Genomic DNA, 23,477 nt, shown 5'->3' on the forward strand with positions numbered 1-23,477 from the left:
AAATTTTACTGTAAATATATTATAATACTTATTAAGAAAACGTTATCTAAAATAATATGTGAAAGTAAGGGTGTAATTATGGGAATTGTAATAAATGAATTAAAAAATGTATTTGCATTACAAAGTAAAAATAATAGTTATGTTTTTGGAATAGATAATATGGGGTTGGTAAGACATTTATATTGGGGAAGCAAAATTGAAAATGTTGATGATTTTGATATGCCAACATTAGTTGAAGTATCGACTAATGATCCTGTTTTTGAAATAACTAAAGAAGAATTTCCGGTGTACGGTAGTTTAAGATATAAAGAACATTGTTTAAAGGCTTCATTTATTGATGGATGTAGAGAGTTAGTTTATAGCTATGAAGGTTATGAAGTTGATGGAAATGAACTAGTTATAAAATTAAAGGACATTCATTATGATTTCAATATGAATCTTCATTATAAAGTTTATGAAGAATATGACTTAATTGAAAGATATGTGACTATTAAAAATAATTCGGAAAATGTTATTGAAATTGAAAAAGTGCATAGTGGGCAATTTCATATACCATATGAAGATTTAACTTTTTCAAATGTACATGGTCATTGGGGTGCAGAGCAACAAAGATTTACACAAAAAGTTAGCTATGGAAAGATTGTTATAGAAAATAGAAGAGGGATTTCTACTCATAATCATAATCCATATTTCATTTTAGATAAAAATGCAACAGAAACCACAGGAGAAGTATTCTTTGGTGCTTTAAAACTAAGTGGTAACTTTAGTGGAGTAATTGAACAAACACAATATGGAGAAACATTAGTACAACTAGGTATTAATTCACATGATTTCTTATTAAAGCTTAATCAGGGAGAAGAGTTTATATCTCCGGCTATTATAGCAGGTTATAGTAATAGTGGGTTTGAAACTATGACTCATAATCTCCATAACTTTGCTAAAGATAATGTATTGAGAAGTGGATTAAGACCAGTATTATATAATTCATGGGAAGCAACTGAATTTAAAGTGAGTTGTGATGAGCAAATAAAACTTGCAAAAAAGGCAAAGGAAATTGGAGCTGAGCTGTTTGTTGTAGATGATGGTTGGTTTGGAGAAAGACATGGAATTGACAATGGACTTGGAGATTGGTATGTAAATGAAGAAAAATTTCCAAATGGATTAAACCCATTAATAAATGAAGTAAAGGCTATGGATATGATGTTTGGAATTTGGGTAGAACCTGAAATGGTGAACCCGTTATCTAATCTCTATAAAGAACATCCAGAGTGGATATATCATTTTGATAGTAGAGAAAGTGATACATCTAGAGGGCAATATGTATTAGATGTTACAAAGAAAGAAGTAAAAGATTTTATTTATAATATGTTAGATAATTTATTAACAACTTATGATATTGATTATATTAAATGGGATGCAAATAGACCTATGTCTCAAACTAATTTAGAAAGAGATGTTTGGTACAAGCATATTGAAGCTGTCTATGATATTGTAAAAAATCTTAAGCTTAAGCATCCAAATGTACTATTTGAAGCCTGTGCTTCAGGGGGTGGAAGAATAGATTATGGTATTTTAGGAATATTCGATGATTTTTGGACAAGCGATAATACTGATGCTTATGACAGATTATTTATTCAAGAGAATTATTCATATATATATCCAATAAAAGCTATGAGAGCTTGGGTAACTGATTGTCCGAACTTTTTATCAAGAAGAATTATACCTATGAAGTTTAGATATCATAGTGCTATGATGGGTACTTTAGGTATTGGATGTAATATATTAAAATTTAGTGAAGAAGAAATAGAGTTATCTAAGGGATTAATTGAAGAATATAAGAATATAAGGCATATAGTTCAAGAAGGTGATTTCTATAGATTAGAAAATAATTCCAAAAATAAATATAAGCTTTATCAATACATGAATGGAAAAGAAGGGTTAGTATTTGCATTTTTACCTCAAAGTGAACTTGGACATAGAGGTACAACTATAAAGTTTAGAGCACTTGAAAAAGAAAGTACCTATTTAGTTAAAATTGATAAAAATGTTATTGTGAAAACAGGAAGATATTTAATGAATCATGGATTAGAACTAAAATTATATGGAGATTATGATAGCATTATAATAAAGATAAGTAAAATAGAGGAATAATTCATCCAAAAGATAGCTATTTGGAATAGCTATCTTTTTTATATAAAATCATAAAAAATTTTAGTAAAAAATAATTAAAATTTTACTATAAAACGCTTGTGAAACGTTTACTGATATGGTAATATAAAAATGTAGTAAGTGAAAACTATTACAAAAAAGGGTTAGTATTGAATAAAAATGAGGAAGGATGAGAATTATGGGATTATCTTTTAAAGAAAAGTATTCATTTGGAATTGGAGCATTAGGAAAGGATTTATGTTATGCAATTGTATCTAGTTATTTAATGATTTATTTTACAGATTCAATTGGACTAGCTCCAGCATTTGTTGGAAGTTTATTTTTAGTAGCAAGATTATGGGATGCAGTTAATGACCCAGCAATGGGAATGATAGTTGATAATACAAAAACAAAGTGGGGAAAATTTAGACCATGGATTTTAATAGGAACGCTTATAAATGCAGTTGTTTTAGTATTCTTATTTAAGAGACCAGCAGGATTAGAAGGAAGTTCACTATATGCTTATTATTCAGTTATGTATATATTATGGGGTATGACTTATACAATAATGGATATACCATATTGGTCTATGTTACCTTCTTTATCTAAGACTAATGAAGAAAGAGCTCAAATGTCAGTTATACCAAGAATATTTGCAAGCTGTGCATGGTTAATAATGGGTGCATTTGGACTTTCAATAGTAAATAAGTTAGGAAATGGTGATCAAACTAAGGGATATGGAGCTTTTGCAGTAGTGATTGCAGCAATTTTTATAATTACTTCAATTATAACAGTTATAAATGTTAAAGATAGTAGTTGTAAAGTAACAGAATCAAATAAAAAAGTAGAAAAAACAAGCTTAAAGAAAGCATTTAAACTTATAAAAGAAAATGATCAACTTATGGTATTTATAGGAGTTGTACTTGCATATAACTTAGTTGCTCAATTATCAGGAGGAATGTCAATTTACTATTTTAAGTATGTTGTAGGAAATGAAAATATGTACCAAGTATTTACTGCATTTGCTGGAATTGCTGAAATAGCTGCACTTATGTTATTCCCAATGCTTTCAAAGAGAATGAGTAAAAAGGGTGTATTTAGACTAGCATGTTATTTACCAGCAGTAGGATTAATAATTCTATTATTAGCAGGAATATTTGTTCCAGGTAATGCGGCACTTATAGCTTTATCAGGAATAATAGTTAAGTTAGGTTCAGGATTTACACTAGGAGCTACCACTGTTATGTTAGCAGATGTTATAGATTATGGTGAAGTAAGATTTGGTTCAAGAAATGAAAGTATAGTTGCTTCGTTCCAAACATTATTAGTTAAAACAGCATCAGCTGTATCAGGATGGTTAATAGGTGTTGGATTAACAATAGTAGGATATGTTCCTAATATAACACAAACTGCAGGAACAATATTTGGTATGAGAATACTTATGGTGGCAGTACCTTCAGTAATAACATTATTAGGATTATTCATTTATGTAAAGGGTTATAAACTTCAAGGTGAATATCAAGAAAAGATAATGGAAGAATTAAATAAAAAGAGAGAAGCTGAAATTAACTTTGCATAAAGGTTAGATTGATATTAAACAAGTAAAATAAAATTTAAGTTAATAATTATTTTAATAGGTAAGAAGTTAAGAATAATGATTAGAAGTTATGCAATTATATTTTCAAATAAATTTAATAGTATATTTCTAAAGCTTGTACTTCTTACTTATTAATTATCATCAATAAAAAAATTACATTACAATTTGATTTATTAGATATGTAGTATATAAAACATAAATTTAAATACAAGAATTTTTAGAAAGATAAATTATTTATAAATAGTAGTCAGGAGTTGTTAAAATGTATTTAGGTGTAGATTATTATCCAGAGCACTGGAATGAAGATATGTTAGAAGAAGATTTAAATAATATAGTAGAGCTTGGAAGTAATGTTATAAGAATTGGTGAATTTGCTTGGCATATGATGGAGAAAGAAGAAGGTTTATTTGATTTTTCTTATTTTGATCATGTAATAAATGAAGCAAAGAAAAAAGGATTAAAAATAATATTCGGTACACCAACAGCAACAATGCCTGCATGGCTTGCTAAAAAACATCCAGATGTATTAGGTGAGTTTGAAGATAATACTAAGAGAGTTTTTGGTGGAAGAAGACAATATTGTTTTAATAGTAAAACTTATCATAAATATAGTAAAATTATAATTAAAGAACTTGCAAATCATTTTAAAGATGAAGAAGGAATAGTTGCATGGCAAATAGATAATGAATTTGGTCATGAAGGTAGCGATGTATGTTTCTGTAATGAATGTAAAAATGCATTTAGAGATTATTTAAGAAAAAATTATAATAATGATATAAATAAATTAAATGAAATATGGGGAACAAGATTTTGGTCGCAAACTTACAATGATTTTGATGAAATACCAGTTCCAGCAAAGACAATAACTACTCATAATCCAAGCCTTAGGATGGAATGGGAAAGGTTTAGGAGCGTAAGTGTTGAAAATTATGCAAAATTGCAAATAGATATTTTAAAAGAAATATTAGGCGAAGATTCTGTTATAATTCATGACTTTTCAGGTGGATATTTTGATAAGAGCTTTGATTTTTCAAAAGTTGCAAAATACCTAGATGTAGTTGCATATAATAATTATCCTGTGTGGGGAGGGCAAAGGGAGCCAATTCCTGCACATGAAATTGCTTGTGGCTTAGATTTTATGAGGGGGGCTAAAAGACAAAATTTTTGGATTACAGAAGCTATAATGGGAGCACAAGGACATGATGTTATTGGTTATTTACCAAGACCAAATCAAGCTAAAATGTGGTCTTATCAAGCAATGGCTCATGGATGCAATTCTCTTATGTATTTTAGATATAGAGGCGCAACACAAGGAGCTGAACAATATTGCTATGGAATAATAGATCAGGATAATCAAAAAAGAAGAAAATTTTATGAGGTTCAAGATTTTTTCAATAATATGAAAGAAAATGAAGATGTTATAAATAGTGAAATAAAATCAGAAATAGCAGTAATTTATGATTATGAATCTATGGCATCATTTAGAATTCAAAGACAAAGCTTTTTAATGGATTATAAAAATGAAGTATATAGATTATATAGACCTTTCTATGAAAATAATGTTAATATTGATGTCATTCCATCATATGTAGATTTTAGTGAGTATAAAGTTTTATTAATACCAACAATGATTGTATTTAAATCTGAAGTTCAAGAAAGAATTAGAGAGTTTGTTAAAAATGGTGGTAAAGTAGTATTTAGTTTTAGAACTGCAATTAAAGATTACTATAATAATTTAACATTAGGGCAGTTAAATCCAAGTTTTTACACTGATTTAATAGGTGGCTTTGTTGAAGAAATAGAATCTCTTCAAGAAGGTCAAAAGGTTAATGTTAAGGGGATAAATGAATTTAATGGAGTTGAAGGTAGTGGAACTGTATTTAGAGATATGCTAAAAACTACTACTGCAGAAAGTCTATTTATGTATGATGATGAGTTTTATAATGAATTATCAGCTATAACTTTAAACAAATATAAAAATGGTGAAGCTTATTATATAGGTACTGGTGTAGATAATAATATTATGGACTTAATAGCTAAAAAAATTATAGTAGAAGCTGATATAGAAGCTATAGAATCACCTAAGGGTGTTGAAGTAGTTAAGAGAAAAGTAAATGATGAAGAGTATTACTTCATTATGAACCACACAGCAGAAGGTAAAATTTTTAATAATATTAATTTAAAGGCCTATGAAAGTAAAATAGTAAAAATTAAGTAAATTAAAGGTGGTTAACTTTTTAAATTAACCACCTTTAAATTTTTATATTATGTTAAATAAGAGAAAGACAATTTACATCTAATTTGTAAGTTACATCTTTTCTTTCAACGATTATATTTATTTTCTTTTTAATTTCTTCATCATCCATAATTTTAGAAATAAGTTCACGTGTTGGGTTCATAGCATATGGGATACCTACATTTTTAAACATAGTAAAATCACCAGCAGTATCACCATAAGCATAACTTTGACTTAAATCAATATCATACTTCTTGCATAATTCTTTAATTGCCTTTTCTTTACTTTCTGAATCCCACATAGGAGTAATATAGCCATTATATCTATTATCTTTATCTAATTCATAGATTGTACCTCTATAATCATCCATATGATATTTTAATGACATTTCTCTTACCAATTCTATAGGAGAACCTGAAATAGCAATTACAATATCTCCTTGCTCTTTATGCCATTTAATTCTTTCTCTAGAAAATGTATAAACTCTATCACCTTTTTGTTCAATAACTTTTTTAGCAATATAGTCTATATGATATTTATCTAATCCTTTAATTGCTTCAGTGTAGACATCTACCATTTTTAAAAGATAAGTATCATAATCGCCTTGTCTTTTATCCCAGTTAATATAAGCAGGTTTTACTTCTTTATACCACTTATTTTCATCAACTAGGTCATATTTAATTATTTTTTTAAAGACCTCAGTAATAAGTCCTTCTCTGTAGATTGTGCCGTCAATATCAAAAAATGCTGCTCTTCTTGACATATAAAAAACCTCCTTATGTTTTAAACTTTTATAAAATATCTTTAACTTACTGTCCAATAGGTAAGATGAGCTAAATAAACTTTAAAAATTTAATTAAGCTGAATTAGATATTACATTATATAATAATAAACCAAAGCGAAAAATGCAAGACTAAGTGAGATTCTAAATTTTAATTTAGTTAATCGAACTTACTCAGCGACTGAAAGGAGTCGAGTTTCCTTAAAGAGGATTCTAAATTTTAATTTAGTTAATCGAACTTGCCTGAAACTCCAAATTTTAATTTAGCAAGTTGAAGGTACACTTTAGTGTACTCAGCGACTGAAAGGAATCCAGTTTCATTTATAACAAAAAATATTAATATTTTTAAGAAAACTTCTTATCTAAACATTAAACTTATTAAGTAGCTTTAGAAAATCTACTTTCTTTAGTTAGTATGACAAAAAATAGAAGAATTTATATTAGAAAATGTTGACAAAAAATTACAATGCTATATAATATGGATATAAAGAACTATATAAAATGCTAGGGGTGCCAATTAAGGCTGAGAGATAAGAAATTATTAACCCTTGTACCTGATCTGGATAGTGCCAGCGTAGGAAAGCTTATTAATGTATACTTTAAATAATCTACAAGGTAATTTTTAAACTTTATCATAGTATAAGTTTAAATAATTTGTAGTAAAAGTAAATATATTATTTGTAATTATAACGCTATATTCTAGTTGGGATATAGCTTTTTTTATTGGGAAAAATTAAAAATTAAAAAGGAGAAGAAATATGAGAAATTACAAAATACCCACATTAACCATTGCAGGATCAGATTCATCAGGAGGAGCAGGTGTACAAGCAGATTTAAAAACGTTTAGTGCAATAGGAACTTATGGAATGAGTGTCATTACAGCAATAACAGCACAAAATACACAAGGAGTTTTTCTTGTTGAAGATTTAAGTAAAGAAATAATAGAAAGTCAAATAAATGTAGTTTTTGAAGATATAGAGCCAGCTGCTGTAAAGATAGGGATGGTATCAAGTCCAGGAATTATTCACACAATTGTAAACACATTAAAAAAATATAATCCTAAATATTTAGTAGTAGATCCAGTCATGATATCTAAAAGTGGATATTCATTATTAAAGCCGGAGGCAAAGAAAAGTTTAATTGAAGAGCTTATACCAATGGCTTATATAATAACTCCAAATACACCAGAAGCAGAAGAAATTACAGGAATAGAAATAAATAATGTAGATGATATGAGAGAAGCAGGTAGAAAGATATTAGAATTAGGACCTAAGTATGTGTTAATGAAAGGTGGACATCTTGAAGGTGATGCAGTTGATGTATTAATAGGAAATGATACATTTGAAATTTATAAACAAGAAAGACTAGATAGAAAAAATACTCATGGAACAGGATGTACTTTATCATCAGCAATAACGTCGCACTTAGCATTAGGATATGACATAGTGGAGGCTGTTAAGTTAAGCAAAGAGTATATAACAGAAGCAATAAGACATAGCTTTGATATAGGCAAAGGTGTTGGACCTGTAAATCATTTTTATAAATTTGAAGACTAAGACTTAGATAAGGAGAAGAAGTAATGTTTGAATTAATAAATAAAGTTAAAGAAATAAATCCTTTAGTATTACATTATACAAATGAAGTAACAATAAATGATTGTGCAAATATAACATTAGCTTTAGGGGCAAGCCCTTTAATGAGTTATTCTGATGAAGAAGTTGAAGAGATAATTAGTGTTGCTAGTTCAGTAGTAATTAATATTGGAACTATGAATTCAAGTAGATTAGATTTATTTGTTAAAGCAGGAAAAGCAGCTAATAAATTTAATAAGCCTGTTGTATTAGATCCAGTAGGTGTTTTTGCAACAAAGACAAGAACAAACTTTACAAATAAACTATTAAATGAAATTAAATTTGATGTTGTTAAAGGAAATATAGCTGAAATAAAGTTTATAGGTGGACTTGATGTAAGGGGACAAGGCGTTGATTCCTTTGATGATGGTGAAGATATATCTGAAGTAGTAAAAAGAGTGGCTATAAAGCTTGGATGTGTGGTAGTTGCAACTGGAAAAGTTGATTTTATTAGTGATGGAAATAGGGTTATAAAGATATTTAATGGAACACCAAAGTTAAAGAGTGTAACTGGTACAGGGTGTATGACAGGAAGCTTAATAGGAAGCTATTTAGGAGCTTATGATTCTCTTATTAAGTCTGATGAAAAAGTTAGTAAGATAGAAGCTGTTGCAATTGGGGTACTTACAATGGGAGTAAGTGGTGAATTAAGCGATAGAAATAATATTGCAATAGGAAGCTTCAAGGAAGAACTTATGAACAATATTTATGAAATGAATAGTTATAAATTAAAAGAATATGGAAGGGTTGAATAATATGAAATTTTCAGAAGTTTTATTTAGTGAAGTTAAGAAAATTTGGGATGGATATTTAGAGCATCCCTTTGTTAAAGGAATAGGAGAAGGAACTTTAGATAAAGAAAAGTTTAAAAATTATTTAATTCAAGATTATTTATATTTAAAGGACTATGCTAAGGTTTTTGCTATGGGATTAGTTAAAGCAGAAACTATGAAGGAAATGAAGTTTTATCATGAATCCATAAAAGGAGTATTAGATGATGAGACTGCAGTTCATGTTAATTACTTAAAAGACTTTGGATTAAGTACAGAAGAGGTAGAAGCTTATAAAAGTGAATTAACAACTGAAAGTTATACAAATTACATGCTTGGAATTGCATTAAAAGGTGATTCAAAGGATATTGCAATGACTATAATGCCATGTACTTGGAGTTATTATTATATTGGGAAGCACTTATATGAAACATATAAGGAAAACTTAAAAGATAATTTTTATGCTCCATGGATAGAAGGATATGCATCAAATGAGTTTAGGGAATGTGCACAAGAGTGGATTGATTATATAGATGATATATGTAAGGACATATCAGAAGTAAAAAAGGAAAAGCTAAAGGACATATTTATAAAATCTAGTCTTTATGAAATGGAGTTTTGGAATATGGCAAATAAATAAACTGAATTTTTAGTTTTAGGTTGAGTGTTACAATGACCAACCATGAGATAAAATTTATTTTAAGATGAGGTAAGTAATATGGTTATTTTTATAGCGATAATATCAGCAATATTATTTGCATTTTATTTTAGGGATTTAAAAAGAAATCCTATAACAACAAAGAAAATGGTAGTAATTGCAATGATGAGTGGACTATCATTTATGCTTAGTTTAATTCAGTTTGTAAAATATCCTCAAGGTGGTGGAATAACTTTATTTTCTATGTTACCAATAATGATACTTTCATTATTATATGGTAGAACTGCAGGTATAACAGGTGGATTAATATGGGGTTTTTTATCATTATTAAATGGAGCATATGTAATACATCCAGTTCAATTTTTCTTAGATTGTTTGTTTGGGCCAATGGCTTTAGGTTTTACATGTGTTTTTGGTAGTGATAAGAAATATAAGGTGATTTTAGGAGGGTTATTTGCAGTTACTTTAAGTGTATTTTCTTATTTTGTTTCAGGTGTAGTATTTTTTGCGGAGTTTGCACCGGAAGGGATGAATACTTATCTTTATTCATTCTTATATAATTTTACTAGTGCTGGAGTTGAAGGTATTTTATGTATAATGCTTTTATCTATAATTCCTTTAGAGAGATTTAAAAAAATAGCTAATGTTAAAGATATTGCAGCATAAATATTAGAAAAAAGGTGATAAAAATGAAAGATTTAAAACTTTATTTAGTAACAGATTCAGATATTTTAAAAGGAAGAGATTTTTATAATTGTATTGAAGAAGCATTAAAGGGTGGAGTAACGATGCTTCAATTAAGAGAAAAAAATGCTAGTGGTAAGGAATTCTTAGACAAGGCAATGAAGCTTAGGAATTTAACTAAAAAATATAATGTGAAATTTATTATTAATGATAGAGTTGATATTGCAATGCTTTGTGATGCTGATGGCGTTCATGTTGGACAAAGTGACATACCAGTAGATAAAGTTAGAAAGCTTACTGGAAAAGATAAAATTATTGGTGTATCTGCAAGAACAGTAGAAGAAGCTATAAGGGCTAAAGAAAATGGAGCAGATTATCTTGGGGTTGGAGCTATGTTTACAACTACAACAAAATTAGATGCAAAAAGTGTAACAGTTGATAGGTTAAGTGAAATTAAGAAAGAAGTCAATTTACCAATTGTAGCAATTGGAGGTTTAACTTTAGATAATATTGATAAATTAAAGCAATATAATATTGATGGATATGCTGTTGTTTCAGCAATATTAAAAGCTAATGATATAAGATTAGAATGTGAAAAATGGGTAAAGAAAATTAGTGAATAACAAAATTGATAAAAAAGTATTTGGGGGAATTATATATGGAATTAACTAAAAGTAAAGACGCAACGAAAAGATTAGTTATATGCGGAATATTAATAGCTTTAGCGACTATATTAGGATCATTATCTATTCCAGTATTAGGAGCAAAGGTGGCGCCAATACAACATTTGATAAATGTAATTGCGGCAGTTACATTAGGACCTGCATATGGGATTTCGTGTGCTTTTGTATCATCATTATTAAGAAATATATTAGGAACGGGAAGTATATTAGCTTTTCCAGGAAGTATGGTTGGAGTATTTTTAGCTGCTATATTATATAAAAAGTTTAAAAAAGTAGAGATAGCTGTTGTTGGAGAAGTGATTGGAACTGGAATAATAGGTGCATTGCTAGCATATCCATTGGCAGCCTTTGTTTTAGGAAAGGAAGTTGCTTTATTTGTTTACATTATTCCATTTTCAATAAGCTCTATAGTTGGAAGTATTATTGCTTATATAATATTAAAATTAAATACATTAAGAAGTTTTTTATTGAGTAATTAGAGTAATTATTCTAATTTTTCTGTAAAATGCATAATTGTAAAAAATATGAATAAAATTATTCAGAAATTAGAAAATTACAACTTAGATGGGTATATAAGTAAAAGGGTGTATAATATATTTGTAATAAATAAATATTCGAGGTGACAAACTATGATATTTTGTAAGGATAAGAAATATATTTTTAGTAAGGATGTATACCTATCTAGTGATGAAAGAGTTGAGAAATTAAATAAGGATCAAATCAATAAATATGATGGAAGAGAAGTACAAGTTGGACATAGTTATTTAGGCTATATAGATAATTCAAGAATATCTTCTAGCTGGTGCAAAGAAGTTAAATAGATGAAAGTAAAAAGGGATGATGCAGAAATGTATCATCTTTTTTGTTATAATTAAATAATAGGAATAATTAATAATGAGTTAATTATAAGAGGAGGTTATGTTTTGAGAATACTACATACTGGAGACTGGCACTTAGGAAAGAATTTAGAAGGTGCAAGTAGAATGGATGAACAGGAATTATTTTTAAAGGATTTTATAGATATAGTTGAAGATAATGAAATAGATTTAGTTATTATTGCTGGAGATGTTTATGATAGCAGTAATCCACCAGCAAGAGCCGAAAAAATGTTTTATGACACATTAAAAAAGCTTTCTAAAAATGGAGAAAGAGTAACTTTAATTATTGCAGGTAATCATGATAATCCTGAAAGGTTAGTTGCAGCAGGGCCACTTGCTATGGAGCATGGAATAATAATGGTTGGTACTCCTAAAACTGTTGTGCAATGTGGAGAATATGGTCAACATAAGGTTATTAATTCTGGTGAAGGATTTATTGAAATAGAAATTAATAATGAAAAAGCAGTAATACTAACTGTACCATATCCAAGTGAAAAAAGATTAAATGAGGTTCTTTATGGGGAAATGGATAGTGATGAAGATAGATTAAAGACTTATGGAGAAAGAATAAAATCATTATTTGATTCATTAAAGAAAAATTATAGAGAAGACACTATAAATTTGGCGGTTTCACATTTATTTGCTATGGGAAGTGAAGAAGGTGGTTCAGAAAGAAGTATTCAGCTTGGTGGAAGTTACATTGTTAATGGATCATGTTTACCAGAAGAAGCTCAGTATATAGCATTAGGACATGTACATAAGCCTCAAGTTGTACCAGGTACTAATAAAAGGGCAAGATATTCAGGTTCACCACTTCATTATAATAAAAAAGAAATAAATATTACAAAGAAGTGTTTTATTGTGGATATAAAAGCAAAAGAAGAATGTAAAATAAATGAAGTAGAATTTAAAGTCTACAAGCCTATTGAAGTTTGGAAATGTGAAAGTATCGATGATGCAATTGAGAGATGTGAAAAAAATAAAGATAGAGATTGTTGGGTTTATTTAGAGATTAAGTGCGACAGATATATAAGAGAAGATGAAATAAAGAAAATGAAGGAAATTAAAAAGGATATTTTGGAGATAATACCAAAACTTCAAAATGAAGCTGATGATGAAAGTGCTATTAGTATTCAAGAAAAATCATTTGAAGAAATATTTAGAGAGTTTTATAAGAAAGAAAGAAATGTAGAAGCTGATGAAGAAGTTGTAAGTTTATTATTAAAGTTAATAAATGAAGAGGGGGATGAAAATGAGACCAATTAAGCTTAAGATAAAGGGATTAAATAGCTTTATAGAAGAGCAAACTATAGATTTTGAAAAATTAACTGATCGTGGTTTATTTGGAATATTTGGGCCAACAGGAAGTGGAAAGTCTACAGTTTTAGATGGTATTACATTAGCTTTATATGGAGATGTTTCGAGAAAAAGCTCTAATTATATAAATACAAATTGTGATAGGTTAAATGTTAGTTTTGAGTTTCAAATATCAGGAGCAGAAACTAAAAGGTATTTAGTTAATAGAGAATTTAAAAGAGATAAAAAATCAGGAAATCCTGTATCAGGGAAGTGTAAAATAGTTGATATAACTAATGGAGAAGAGGTTTTAGCTGATAAGGTTAAAACTGTAACTGATAAATGTAAAGAAGTAATTGGTTTAAGTTTAGAGGATTTTACAAGGACTGTTGTTTTGCCACAGGGTAAGTTTTCAGAGTTTTTAAAGCTTGAAGGAAAACCAAGAAGAGAAATGTTAGAAAGACTTTTCAACTTAGGTGAGTATGGGGATAAGCTTTCAAGTAAATTATCTAAACAAATAACAAAAGAAAGAACTGAAAATAGTGTTCTTCTAGGTCAGCTTATGGGATATGAAGATATAAGTGAAGAAAAGAAAAGAGAAAAAGAAGAAGAACTAAATATAAGTATTGGAAATTTAGAAAAGGCTAATGAAGAACTTAAAGCAATAGAAAAAAGTTTCAAAGAAAATACTGAATTATGGAATATGCAACTTGAAGTTAAAGATTATAAGACTAAAGAAAGCAAGCTTATTGAAAAAGCTGATGAAATAAATTTAATTAAGGATAAGGTTAAAGCTGCTGAAGCTGCAAATAAAGTTAATCCATATATAATTTCTTATGAAGAAACATTAAAAAATATTAACTTTACAGAAAAAGAATTAAGTGAACTTAAAGTAAAATGTGAAGAGCTTAAAGAGAAAAAGGCTAAATGTGAAGAAGAATGGAATAAAGCTAGAATAAATAAAGATAGCAAATTGCCAGAATATAAGGTTCAAGAAGAAAAAATAAAGGAAGCAATAAAGGATAAAAAAGCTTTAATTGATTTAGAAAATGAAATTAAAGAAATTAATAAAAGAGCAGATGAATTACTTAAAAAGAAGAAGGAAAATAATGAAAAATTAATTGATTGTGAAAAGAGATTAAAAAAGGGAAATGAGTTATTAAAAGAAAAGGAAGAATATAGGGATACTTTAAATATTGAAAGAGAGTTAAAAGAAAATGTTCAAGAAGGAGTAGTTATCACCCGAGATTATAATAATTTATTTAAGATAGTTAATGAATATAAAGTTAAGATAGAAGCTAATAGAGGCGAAGTAAAAAAATATTTAGATGAAAAACAATTATTAAAGCTTGAATTAGATAAGAAAGATAATTTATTAGTAGAAAATGAAGAAACTTTAGAAAAATTAATTAAAAATTGCCCGGGAAATCAAAATGATTTATTTGATATGCAAGAAAAATACTCTGAACTTAAAGGGAAGTTAGATATATTTAAAAAGGCAAATGAAGAATTATTAAAAAATAAAAATGCTATTGAATTATTAAGCAAAGATTTAGAACCTAAAAAAGAAGAGTATATTAATTTAGAAAATGAAGTTAAAAAAATAAAAATAGAAATACTTGAAATAGAAAGAGAAAACCTGGCTCATAAATTAAGAGAAGAATTAAAAGATGGAGATATTTGTCCAGTTTGTGGTTCAGTTGAACATCATAAGGAAAAAATTAAGCATGTAGATATTAAGGATGTTACTAATCTAGAAGAAAGCATAGATTTAAAAGAAAAACTATCTCTTGAGTTATTTAATGGCATAAAGGATATAGAAGCTAAGTTAAGTATTGCAAAGGAAAAAATAAAAGAAAATGAAGCAGGAATTAAAGATTTAAGTGAAGATTTTAATGAAGAAGTAGTACTTAATCTTCAAGTTAAAATGAATGATTTAAAAGCTAAGATAAATGATTACAATATTAAAAAGGAAGAGCTTGAAAATATAATAAAGAATTTAAAAGAAGAATGTAATAATTTAAAACTTAAGCATACACAATTAGAAACTAAAATTAATAGTAATGAAAATACAATAAATGAATTATTAGAAGATAAAAAAAAGCAAGAAGAAAATTTGCAGCAAGTTGAAGAAAAATTAAGTATTCTTAAAGAAAAAACTAATGTTGAAGATTTTATAACTAAAAATACTGAAATAAATAAAATTGAAAATGAAAGAGAAGAAATAGAAAAAGTTATAAAAAGCTATAGAAATAGAATAGATGAATTAAATACAGAAAAAGAAGAGGCAAGAAATAATTTAAATGATACTGATCAAGAATTAGCTAAAATTAATACAACTTTAGATGAAAAAAATAAAGTTAGAGAAGAAAATTTATTAAAAATAAAAAGTAAAGTTGAAGATATAGATAATATAGAAGAAATATTAAATAAAGTTCAAAAAGAAATGAAAATAATTGAAGACAATTATATCTTTACAGAAAAGGCAAAAGAAGAAGCAGATAAAAATTATGAAGAGTGTAATTCTAAATTAATTAGTATTACTTCAAAAGGAAAAGAACTTTATAAAAGAAAAGAAGAAGAAAAGCAAAAGCTTGATATGGCATTAAAAGAAGAAGGATTTTTAAGTGAAGATGAAGTTAAACAGAATGTTTTAGAGAAGGTTAAAATAGAAGCTTTAAAGGTTGAAATTGATAAGTATAATGATGATTTAGCAAAAATAAAGGGAGCTATTGAAAGCATTTCTAAGAAGATTGGAAATAGAGAGTTAACTGAAGAACAATGGGTTAATATACAAAATGAAAAAGAGGAAAAGGAAATTAAAGTTAAAGAGTATAATGAAATAAAAATTAAACTTCAAGAAGAGCTTAAGGTCATAGAAGAAAAGATGCTAGAATTAAAAGATTTATTAAAGCAAAAAGAAGAATTAGATCACAAGCTTGCGTTGTTAAATGATTTAGATAAATTATTTAAAGGTAAAAAGTTTGTTGAATTTGTTGCAGCTACAAGACTTAAGTATGTTTCACTTGAGGCAAGTAGAAAGCTAAAGGAAATAACTAATGGAAATTATGGTTTAGAAGTTGATGAAGATGGAAGATTTATAATTAGAGATTATAAAAATGGTGGAGCAGAAAGAGATGCATCTACACTTTCAGGAGGTGAGACCTTCTTAGCGTCACTTGCTTTAGCACTTGCGTTATCAGCAGAAATTCAACTTAAGGGTACAGCACCACTTGAATTGTTCTTCTTAGATGAAGGTTTTGGTACTTTAGATGATAATCTTTTAGAAGTTGTTATGAGTTCACTTGAAAGAATTCATAATGATAAATTGAAGGTTGGTATAATAAGCCACGTTGAATCAATTAAAAATAGGGTTCCTGTTAAACTTATAATTACTCCTGCAGAAGCTGGAATGGGTGGAAGCAAGGTTAAGATTGAAAGAAGTTAAATAAAGAAAAAAATATTAATACCTCCTATAGAAGTTATATATATAAACTTTTGTAGGAGGTATATTTTTAAATAATTATGAAAATGTATACAAAAACTTTTTAAAAGTAGTTGCAAAAGTATAAAACTGGTATTATAATAAACTTATCAAAGAACATTTAAAAAGTTATTTAATAATAGTTTTTAAAAGATTAAGATAAAAAAGAGTTATATATTGTGGAGGGGATTATGAGATATTTATTAGGTTTAGATATTGGCACATCAGGAACGAAAACTGCTTTGTTCGATGAATTAGGAAATACAATTGAAACTGCAACTTATGGTTATGATTTATATCAACCACAAGCAGGGTGGGCAGAACAAAATCCAGAAGATTGGTGGGAAGCTTGTCTTAACGGAATTAAAGATGTAGTTAAAAAGAGCAAAGTTAATAGTTCAGATATAAAAGGTATCGGATTAAGTGGTCAAATGCATGGGCTTGTCTTGGTAGACAAGCATGATAAAGTAATTAGAAATTCAATTATTTGGTGTGACCAAAGAACTGAAAAACAATGTGAATACATGACAGAAGTTTTAGGTAAGGAAAAACTAATAGAAATAACAGGTAATCCGGCACTAACAGGATTTACTCTTTCAAAGCTATTATGGGTTAGAGATAATGAACCAGAAAATTATAAAAATATAAATAAGGTATTATTACCAAAGGATTATATAAGATTTAAATTAACAGGTATATTTGCAACTGAAGTTTCAGATGCAAGTGGTATGCAAATGTTAGATATAAACACAAGAAATTGGAGTAATGAATTACTAGAGGCTTTAGAAATAGATAATAATATATTAGCAGATGTTTATGAATCAGTTGTTGTAAGTGGACATGTTACTGAAGAAGTTGCAAAAGCTACTGGATTAGAAGCAGGTACTGCTGTAGTTGGAGGAGCTGGAGATCAAGCAGCTGGAGCAGTTGGAAGTGGAATAGTTAGTGAAGGTATAATTTCTACAGTTATTGGTTCTTCAGGAGTTGTTTTTGCTTCAACAGATACACCAAGATTTGATAAAGAAGGTAGAGTTCATACCTTATGTCATGCAGTTCCTAATAAGTGGCATGTAATGGGAGTTACTCAAGGTGCAGGATTATCCTTAAAATGGTTTAAAGAAAACTTCTGTAAAAAAGAAATTGAAGAAGCTAAAGAAAAGAATATAGGTATATACGATTATTTATCAGAAGAAGCAGCTACTTCAAAGCCAGGAGCAAATGGAGTAATTTATATGCCATATTTAATGGGAGAAAGAACACCACATATTGATCCTAATGTTAAGGGTGGATTTGTTGGAGTATCTTTAATAAATAATCATGCTGACTTTGTTAGAAGTGTACTAGAAGGTGTTAGTTTCAGTTTAAAAAATTGCTTAGATATTATAGAAGATATGAAAGTTGATATAACTGATGTTAGAGTAAGTGGTGGAGGAGCAGAAAGTGAAGTTTGGAGACAAATTTTAGCTGATATATTTAATTATCCACTAAGAACTATAAAAGCTTCAGAAGGTCCAGCATTAGGAGTTGCTATTTTAGCAGGAGTAGGTGTTGGAATATATGAATCTGTTGAAGAAGCCTGTGAAAAGATAATAAAAGGTAAGGATTTAGTAAATCCAAATTGTGATAATATAGCCCTTTATGATAAGATATATGAAGTGTATAATTCGCTTTATCCAAGATTAAAGGATATTTAAGGCAGGATAATTTAACTAAGAGGGGAAGGCATAATTTGATGGAAGTAAATCATAGTAAAATCAAAGAAACAAATAGAAAAAAAATAATTAAGTTATTACTAGAAAAAGATGAAATAACTAAATTAGATATTTCAAGAAGTTTAGACATAAGTATTACAACAGTTTCTACTAATATATCAGAGCTTAAGGATGAAGGGATTGTTAGTGATGTAAGGTCTTTAAAATCTACAGGTGGAAGAAAAGCAATGGCTTTAAAAATCAATGAAAATTGTAGATTTGCTTTAGGAATAGCGCTAACTCCTCGTCATGTAAAGTTATCTTTAATAAATTTAAAAAAAGAAATTATAGAAGATATTAAAATAAGACATAATAATGATGGAATCGAAAGCATAGTTGCCATTGCTAAGGAAAATCTAAGGGAAATATTAAAGAAAAATGATATTTCTATAGATAAGTTATTGGGAATAGGAATTTCAATTCCGGGTACAGTAGATTCAGAAGAAGGAATAATTAAAAATTGTTATTTATTAGGAGCTGAAAATTATAACTTAAAAGAAAGCTTTAAAGAGTTTAATGTTCCTATTTTTATAGATAATGAAGCAAATTTATCAGCTTATTATGAATTCTTAAATAAAAAACATATATTAAGTAATCTTTTATATGTATCAATAACAGATGGATTAGGCTTAGGAATAATAATAGATGGTAAAATTTACAGAGGAAGTAATAATGCAGCTGGTGAAATGGGACATATTAAAATTGCTATTGATGGAAAGCCATGTAAATGTGGTTCTAAGGGATGTCTAGAAGCATATACATCAACTAATGCATTATTAGAAGAATATAATAAAATCAGTAATTATAAAATAGATGATATAGATGAATTTATATCTTTATTTGAAAATGGAGATAAAGCTACACATGAGGCTTTAGAAAAGTATTTTAATATACTTGGTATAGGAATTTCTAATTTAACAATGTTATTAGATCCAAGTTGCGTAGTTTTAGGAGGAGATATAAATATTCTATTAAAAGAAAATATAGAGTATTTAAGAAATATTGTTTATAAGGACAATTTATTCACTAATGAGGAGAATTGTAAGATTGATGTTACAGAATTTAAGGGATCATATTTAGTAGGAGCTGCAATGGTTCCATTAGAAGCATTTTTGAATTAAGATGTTTTCAAAATATATATCTTAGTAATACTGTGTAACATGGATGTTTTACGATAAAGGGCAGATAAATAAAGGCTGCCTTTTTATAAAGAAACTTTTGAAATAAGTTTTAAAAAGTCATTAAATAATAATTTGAATATAAAGGGGAGTTTTGAATGAAGTTATTTTTAGACACAGCAAACGTAGAACATATTAAAGAAGCAAATGAAATGGGAGTAATTTGTGGAGTAACAACAAATCCATCATTAATAGCTAAAGAAGGAAGAGACTTTAATGAAGTTATAAAGGAAATAACAGAAATAGTTGATGGCCCTATAAGTGGAGAAGTTGTAAGTGAAGATGCAGAAGGAATGATAAAAGAAGGTAGAGAAATTGCTGCTATTCATAAAAATATGATTGTTAAAATTCCAATGACAGTTGAAGGCCTTAAAGCTGTTAAGGTATTAGCTAGAGAAGGAATTAAAACTAATGTAACATTAATTTTCTCTGCCAACCAAGCTCTTTTAGCAGCAAATGCTGGAGCAACTTATGTTAGCCCATTCTTAGGAAGAGTAGATGATATATCTATGGATGGTATGGAACTTGTAAGAACAATTGCTGAAATATTTGAAGTGCATGGAATAAATACAGAAATAATTGCTGCAAGTGTTAGACATCCAATTCATGTTATAGAAGCAGCTAGAGCAGGTGCACATATAGCAACAGTACCATATGCCTTAGTAATGCAAATGGTTAAACATCCATTAACAGATGCAGGATTAGAGAAATTTAAGGCAGAGTGGGCAGCAGCTTTCGGAAAGTAATATATCACCCTAGAGGTAAAGAAAATAATATAAAAGTTTTAATACTATACCTCTAGGGGATATATAGTTATTTGTTAAATAGAAGTCATTAAGGGCTAATGAGAAGGAGTTAAATATGAGTAAAGAATTAGATAAATTATGCATAAATGCAATAAGAGTACTTTCTGCTGATGCAATAGAAAAATCAAAATCAGGACATCCAGGATTACCACTCGGTGCTGCAACAATGGCTTATACATTATGGAGCAATATGAATCATAATGGTAAGAACCCAAAATGGGATAATAGAGATAGATTTGTATTATCGGCAGGTCATGGTTCAATGCTTGAATATTCTTTATTACATTTATTTGGATATGGAATAACAGTGGAAGACATAAAGAATTTTAGACAAGTAGGAAGTTTAACACCAGGTCATCCGGAATATGGACATACTCAAGGTGTTGAAATAACAACAGGACCTTTAGGGCAAGGTATTTGTAATGCTGTTGGTATGGCAATTGCAGAAGCTCATTTAGCAGAAAAGTTTAATAAACCAGGATATGAAGTTGTTAATCACAATACTTATGCTATTGTTGGCGATGGTTGCTTAATGGAAGGAATTTCAGGAGAAGCATCTTCACTTGCAGGAACTTTAGGATTAGGAAAATTAGTGGTTTTATATGACTCAAATAATATTTCTATTGAAGGTAATACAGATATAGCATTTAGAGAAGATGTAGCAAAGAGATATGAAGCATATAACTGGCAAGTAATTAAAGTGAATGATGGAAATGATATTGAAGCAATTGAAAATGCTTTAGAAGAAGCTAAGAAAGAAACTACTAAACCATCAATGATAATAGTTAAAAATCAAATTGGATTTGGATGTCCTGCAAAGCAAGGAAAAGCATCAGCTCATGGAGAACCTTTAGGAGCTGAAAATGTAAAAGCAATGAAGGAAAACTTAGGATGGAAGCAAGAAGATTTCTATGTTCCAGCGCAAGTATATTTAAATATGGACAAGTATATTAATGCTGGAGTAGAAAAAGAAAATTCTTGGAATAATTTATTTGAAAGATATAAAAATGAATATCCAGAATTAGCAGAAGAATATTCTAAATGGATGTCTGGAGAAATAGATAGTGAATCACTATTAAATAATGAAGAACTTTGGAGCTTTGATAAAGAAATGGCTACAAGAGAATCTTCAGGAATTATGATAAATAGATTAGCAAATTTAATTCCTAATTTAATTGGAGGATCAGCTGATTTAGCGCCATCTAATAAAACTTATATGACTGGAAAAGGTGATTTTTCAGCAGAAGATAGAAGTGGAAGAAATCTTCATTTTGGAGTTAGAGAACATGCAATGGCCGCTATAGCAAATGGTATGTATGCTCATGGTGGATTAAAAGTATTTTGTGCAACATTCTTTGTATTTAGTGATTATATGAAGGGTGCAATGAGATTATCTTCATTAATGAATTTACCAGTATCTTATGTGTTAACTCACGATAGTATTGGAGTAGGGGAAGATGGGCCAACTCATCAACCAATAGAACAATTAGCAGCACTTAGAAGTATGCCAAATATGACTGTATTTAGACCAGCAGACTCAAAGGAAACAGCAGCAGCTTGGTATTATGCAGTAACTAATGGAAGCACTCCAACTTCATTAGTATTAACTAGACAAAAGTTACCACTATATGATGGATGTGCAAAGAGAGCATTAAAGGGTGGATATATCCTTAAAGATTCTAAGAAAGAAATTCCAGATGTAATTTTAATGGCTTCAGGTTCAGAAGTTGAACTTATTTATAAAGCTGCAGATGAATTAGCAGCAAGGGGAATAGATGCAAGGGTAGTAAGTATTCCATCTTTTGAAATATTCAATGCTCAAGATGAAGCATATAAAGAAAGTGTACTTCCAAATAGCGTTAGAAAGAGAGTTGCTGTTGAAGCTTTAACTTCATTTGGATGGTATCAATATGTAGGATTAGATGGAAGAATAATTTCGCTAGATACATTTGGTGCATCAGGAAATGCAGATGCTTTATTTAAACAATTTGGATTTACAGTAGAAAATGTTGTTAATGAAATAATGAAATTATTTTAAGAACAATTTTCCAATTGATGGACTTTTAAGGTTCATAAATAGGAAGGTAATAATGAAATTAATTAGCTAATTAAATTAGCTATTAATTTAATATGTACAAGCCCTAGTAAAACATATTACTTCTTACACACATTAAATTGTAAATTATGTATTTAAAATAAATATTGTTGAATATCAAGGAAAATAAAAGGGTTAAATGGGCTTGTACTCCCATATAAAAGGAGTTGAATTAAATGGTTATAAAAAATGTCAATGACATTGAATTTAAAAAGTATGGTAAGGTACTTAATAATTATGATGTTAAGGAACTTTTAAATAAAATGGAAGAAACTCCATTGCCAGAAGGAGTTATATATGAGCCTTCAATAAAGGAATTAGAAGAGTTAAAAGTAGCTAAAGACTTTAAGAACAGAGAATTTGGAGGATTAGATATTCAAATAGGTTATTGTAATGGAAATAACTATATGCTAAATGCAGTTGAATATCACAGAACTAGTGAAATTAATATAGCTGTTACTGATTTAATTTTACTATTAGGTTTAGAAAAAGACATTGAAGACGATTACTCGTATGATACTTCAAATATTGAAGCTATATTTGTTCCAGCGGGAACTGCTATAGAAGTTTATGGAACTACATTACATTATGCACCTTGTAATGCTAATGAAGGTGGATTTAGATGTGTAGTAATATTACCAAAGGATACAAATACAGAATTAGAAGCTACTATAGAAAAACAAGGTGAAGATGCATTATTATTTGCTAAAAATAAATGGTTAATTGGGCATCCAGAAACAGATCTTGGAGCACAAGGAGCGTTTATTGGACTTAAGGGCAAGAATATTTGTTTAAAGTAAT

18 protein-coding genes and 1 riboswitch are annotated in these 23,477 nt (G+C 28.5%); of the genes, 17 read left to right on the top strand and 1 reads right to left on the bottom strand.

The features are described from left to right. The first annotated feature begins 78 nt into the window (after positions 1-78). The 3 genes from HCG70_RS01405 (at position 79) to HCG70_RS01415 (ending at position 5,963) form a co-directional block, all read left to right on the top strand. Entirely contained in the window at positions 79-2,151 is a 2,073-nt protein-coding gene (locus HCG70_RS01405; RefSeq protein ID WP_042395351.1) for an alpha-galactosidase, read from the top strand. 187 nt (positions 2,152-2,338) lie between these two features. Next, a complete protein-coding gene (gene melB, locus HCG70_RS01410) occupies positions 2,339-3,727 on the top strand; it encodes a melibiose:sodium transporter MelB (protein WP_221697397.1) in 1,389 nt (462 codons plus the stop codon). Positions 3,728-4,007: 280 nt separating this feature from the next. Further along, positions 4,008-5,963, top strand: coding sequence for a beta-galactosidase (locus HCG70_RS01415; RefSeq protein WP_042395357.1), 1,956 nt, complete (start codon positions 4,008-4,010; stop codon positions 5,961-5,963). Positions 5,964-6,015: 52 nt separating this feature from the next. On the opposite strand, the gene HCG70_RS01420 is transcribed toward HCG70_RS01415, so the two are convergent. Then, complete coding sequence (locus HCG70_RS01420) at positions 6,016-6,744, bottom strand: HAD family phosphatase (RefSeq protein ID WP_042395359.1); 729 nt, start codon at positions 6,742-6,744, stop codon at positions 6,016-6,018. Between the two features lie 514 nt (positions 6,745-7,258). Beyond that, positions 7,259-7,360, top strand: a riboswitch (TPP riboswitch). A gap of 160 nt (positions 7,361-7,520) precedes the next feature. Between HCG70_RS01420 and thiD the strand changes: the two genes are divergently transcribed. From thiD to HCG70_RS01490, 14 genes are all read left to right on the top strand, one after another. Further along, positions 7,521-8,318: a bifunctional hydroxymethylpyrimidine kinase/phosphomethylpyrimidine kinase gene (gene thiD, locus HCG70_RS01425; RefSeq protein ID WP_042395362.1), complete on the top strand. Its 798-nt coding sequence runs from the start codon at positions 7,521-7,523 to the stop codon at positions 8,316-8,318. 23 nt (positions 8,319-8,341) lie between these two features. Then, positions 8,342-9,148, top strand: coding sequence for a hydroxyethylthiazole kinase (thiM, locus tag HCG70_RS01430; protein WP_221697398.1), 807 nt, complete (start codon positions 8,342-8,344; stop codon positions 9,146-9,148). A 1-nt stretch (position 9,149) separates the two neighbouring features. Beyond that, a complete protein-coding gene (gene tenA, locus HCG70_RS01435) occupies positions 9,150-9,803 on the top strand; it encodes a thiaminase II (protein WP_042395366.1) in 654 nt (217 codons plus the stop codon). Positions 9,804-9,881: 78 nt separating this feature from the next. Further along, positions 9,882-10,487 (top strand): energy-coupled thiamine transporter ThiT, encoded by a 606-nt coding sequence (gene thiT, locus HCG70_RS01440; RefSeq protein WP_042395368.1) that lies wholly within the window; start codon positions 9,882-9,884, stop codon positions 10,485-10,487. Between the two features lie 17 nt (positions 10,488-10,504). Beyond that, on the top strand, positions 10,505-11,128 hold the full coding sequence (thiE, locus tag HCG70_RS01445; protein ID WP_042395620.1) for a thiamine phosphate synthase: 624 nt from the start codon (positions 10,505-10,507) through the stop codon (positions 11,126-11,128). Between the two features lie 35 nt (positions 11,129-11,163). Then, positions 11,164-11,667, top strand: coding sequence for an energy coupling factor transporter S component ThiW (thiW, locus tag HCG70_RS01450; protein WP_042395370.1), 504 nt, complete (start codon positions 11,164-11,166; stop codon positions 11,665-11,667). Positions 11,668-11,817: 150 nt separating this feature from the next. Next, positions 11,818-12,009, top strand: a complete 192-nt coding sequence (locus HCG70_RS01455; protein ID WP_055276222.1) for a hypothetical protein — start codon at positions 11,818-11,820, stop codon at positions 12,007-12,009. A gap of 102 nt (positions 12,010-12,111) precedes the next feature. Next, a complete protein-coding gene (locus HCG70_RS01460; protein ID WP_042395374.1) occupies positions 12,112-13,332 on the top strand; it encodes an exonuclease SbcCD subunit D in 1,221 nt (406 codons plus the stop codon). Further along, on the top strand, positions 13,319-16,810 hold the full coding sequence (locus tag HCG70_RS01465; protein ID WP_221697399.1) for an AAA family ATPase: 3,492 nt from the start codon (positions 13,319-13,321) through the stop codon (positions 16,808-16,810). Before HCG70_RS01460 ends, HCG70_RS01465 begins: the two co-directional genes overlap by 14 nt. Before the next feature lie 227 nt (positions 16,811-17,037). Beyond that, complete coding sequence (xylB, locus tag HCG70_RS01470) at positions 17,038-18,540, top strand: xylulokinase (protein WP_042395379.1); 1,503 nt, start codon at positions 17,038-17,040, stop codon at positions 18,538-18,540. Between the two features lie 35 nt (positions 18,541-18,575). Continuing rightward, positions 18,576-19,718, top strand: a complete 1,143-nt coding sequence (locus tag HCG70_RS01475; protein WP_221697400.1) for an ROK family transcriptional regulator — start codon at positions 18,576-18,578, stop codon at positions 19,716-19,718. Positions 19,719-19,873: 155 nt separating this feature from the next. Then, positions 19,874-20,521: a fructose-6-phosphate aldolase gene (fsa, locus tag HCG70_RS01480; RefSeq protein ID WP_221697401.1), complete on the top strand. Its 648-nt coding sequence runs from the start codon at positions 19,874-19,876 to the stop codon at positions 20,519-20,521. Between the two features lie 115 nt (positions 20,522-20,636). Further along, entirely contained in the window at positions 20,637-22,619 is a 1,983-nt protein-coding gene (tkt, locus tag HCG70_RS01485; RefSeq protein WP_221697402.1) for a transketolase, read from the top strand. A 233-nt stretch (positions 22,620-22,852) separates the two neighbouring features. Next, on the top strand, positions 22,853-23,476 hold the full coding sequence (locus HCG70_RS01490) for a DUF4867 family protein (RefSeq protein WP_042395395.1): 624 nt from the start codon (positions 22,853-22,855) through the stop codon (positions 23,474-23,476). Position 23,477 lies beyond the last annotated feature (1 nt).

It is taken from the genome of Clostridium sp. K04 (assembly GCF_019734375.1).
GTDB lineage: Bacteria > Bacillota > Clostridia > Clostridiales > Clostridiaceae > Clostridium > Clostridium saudiense.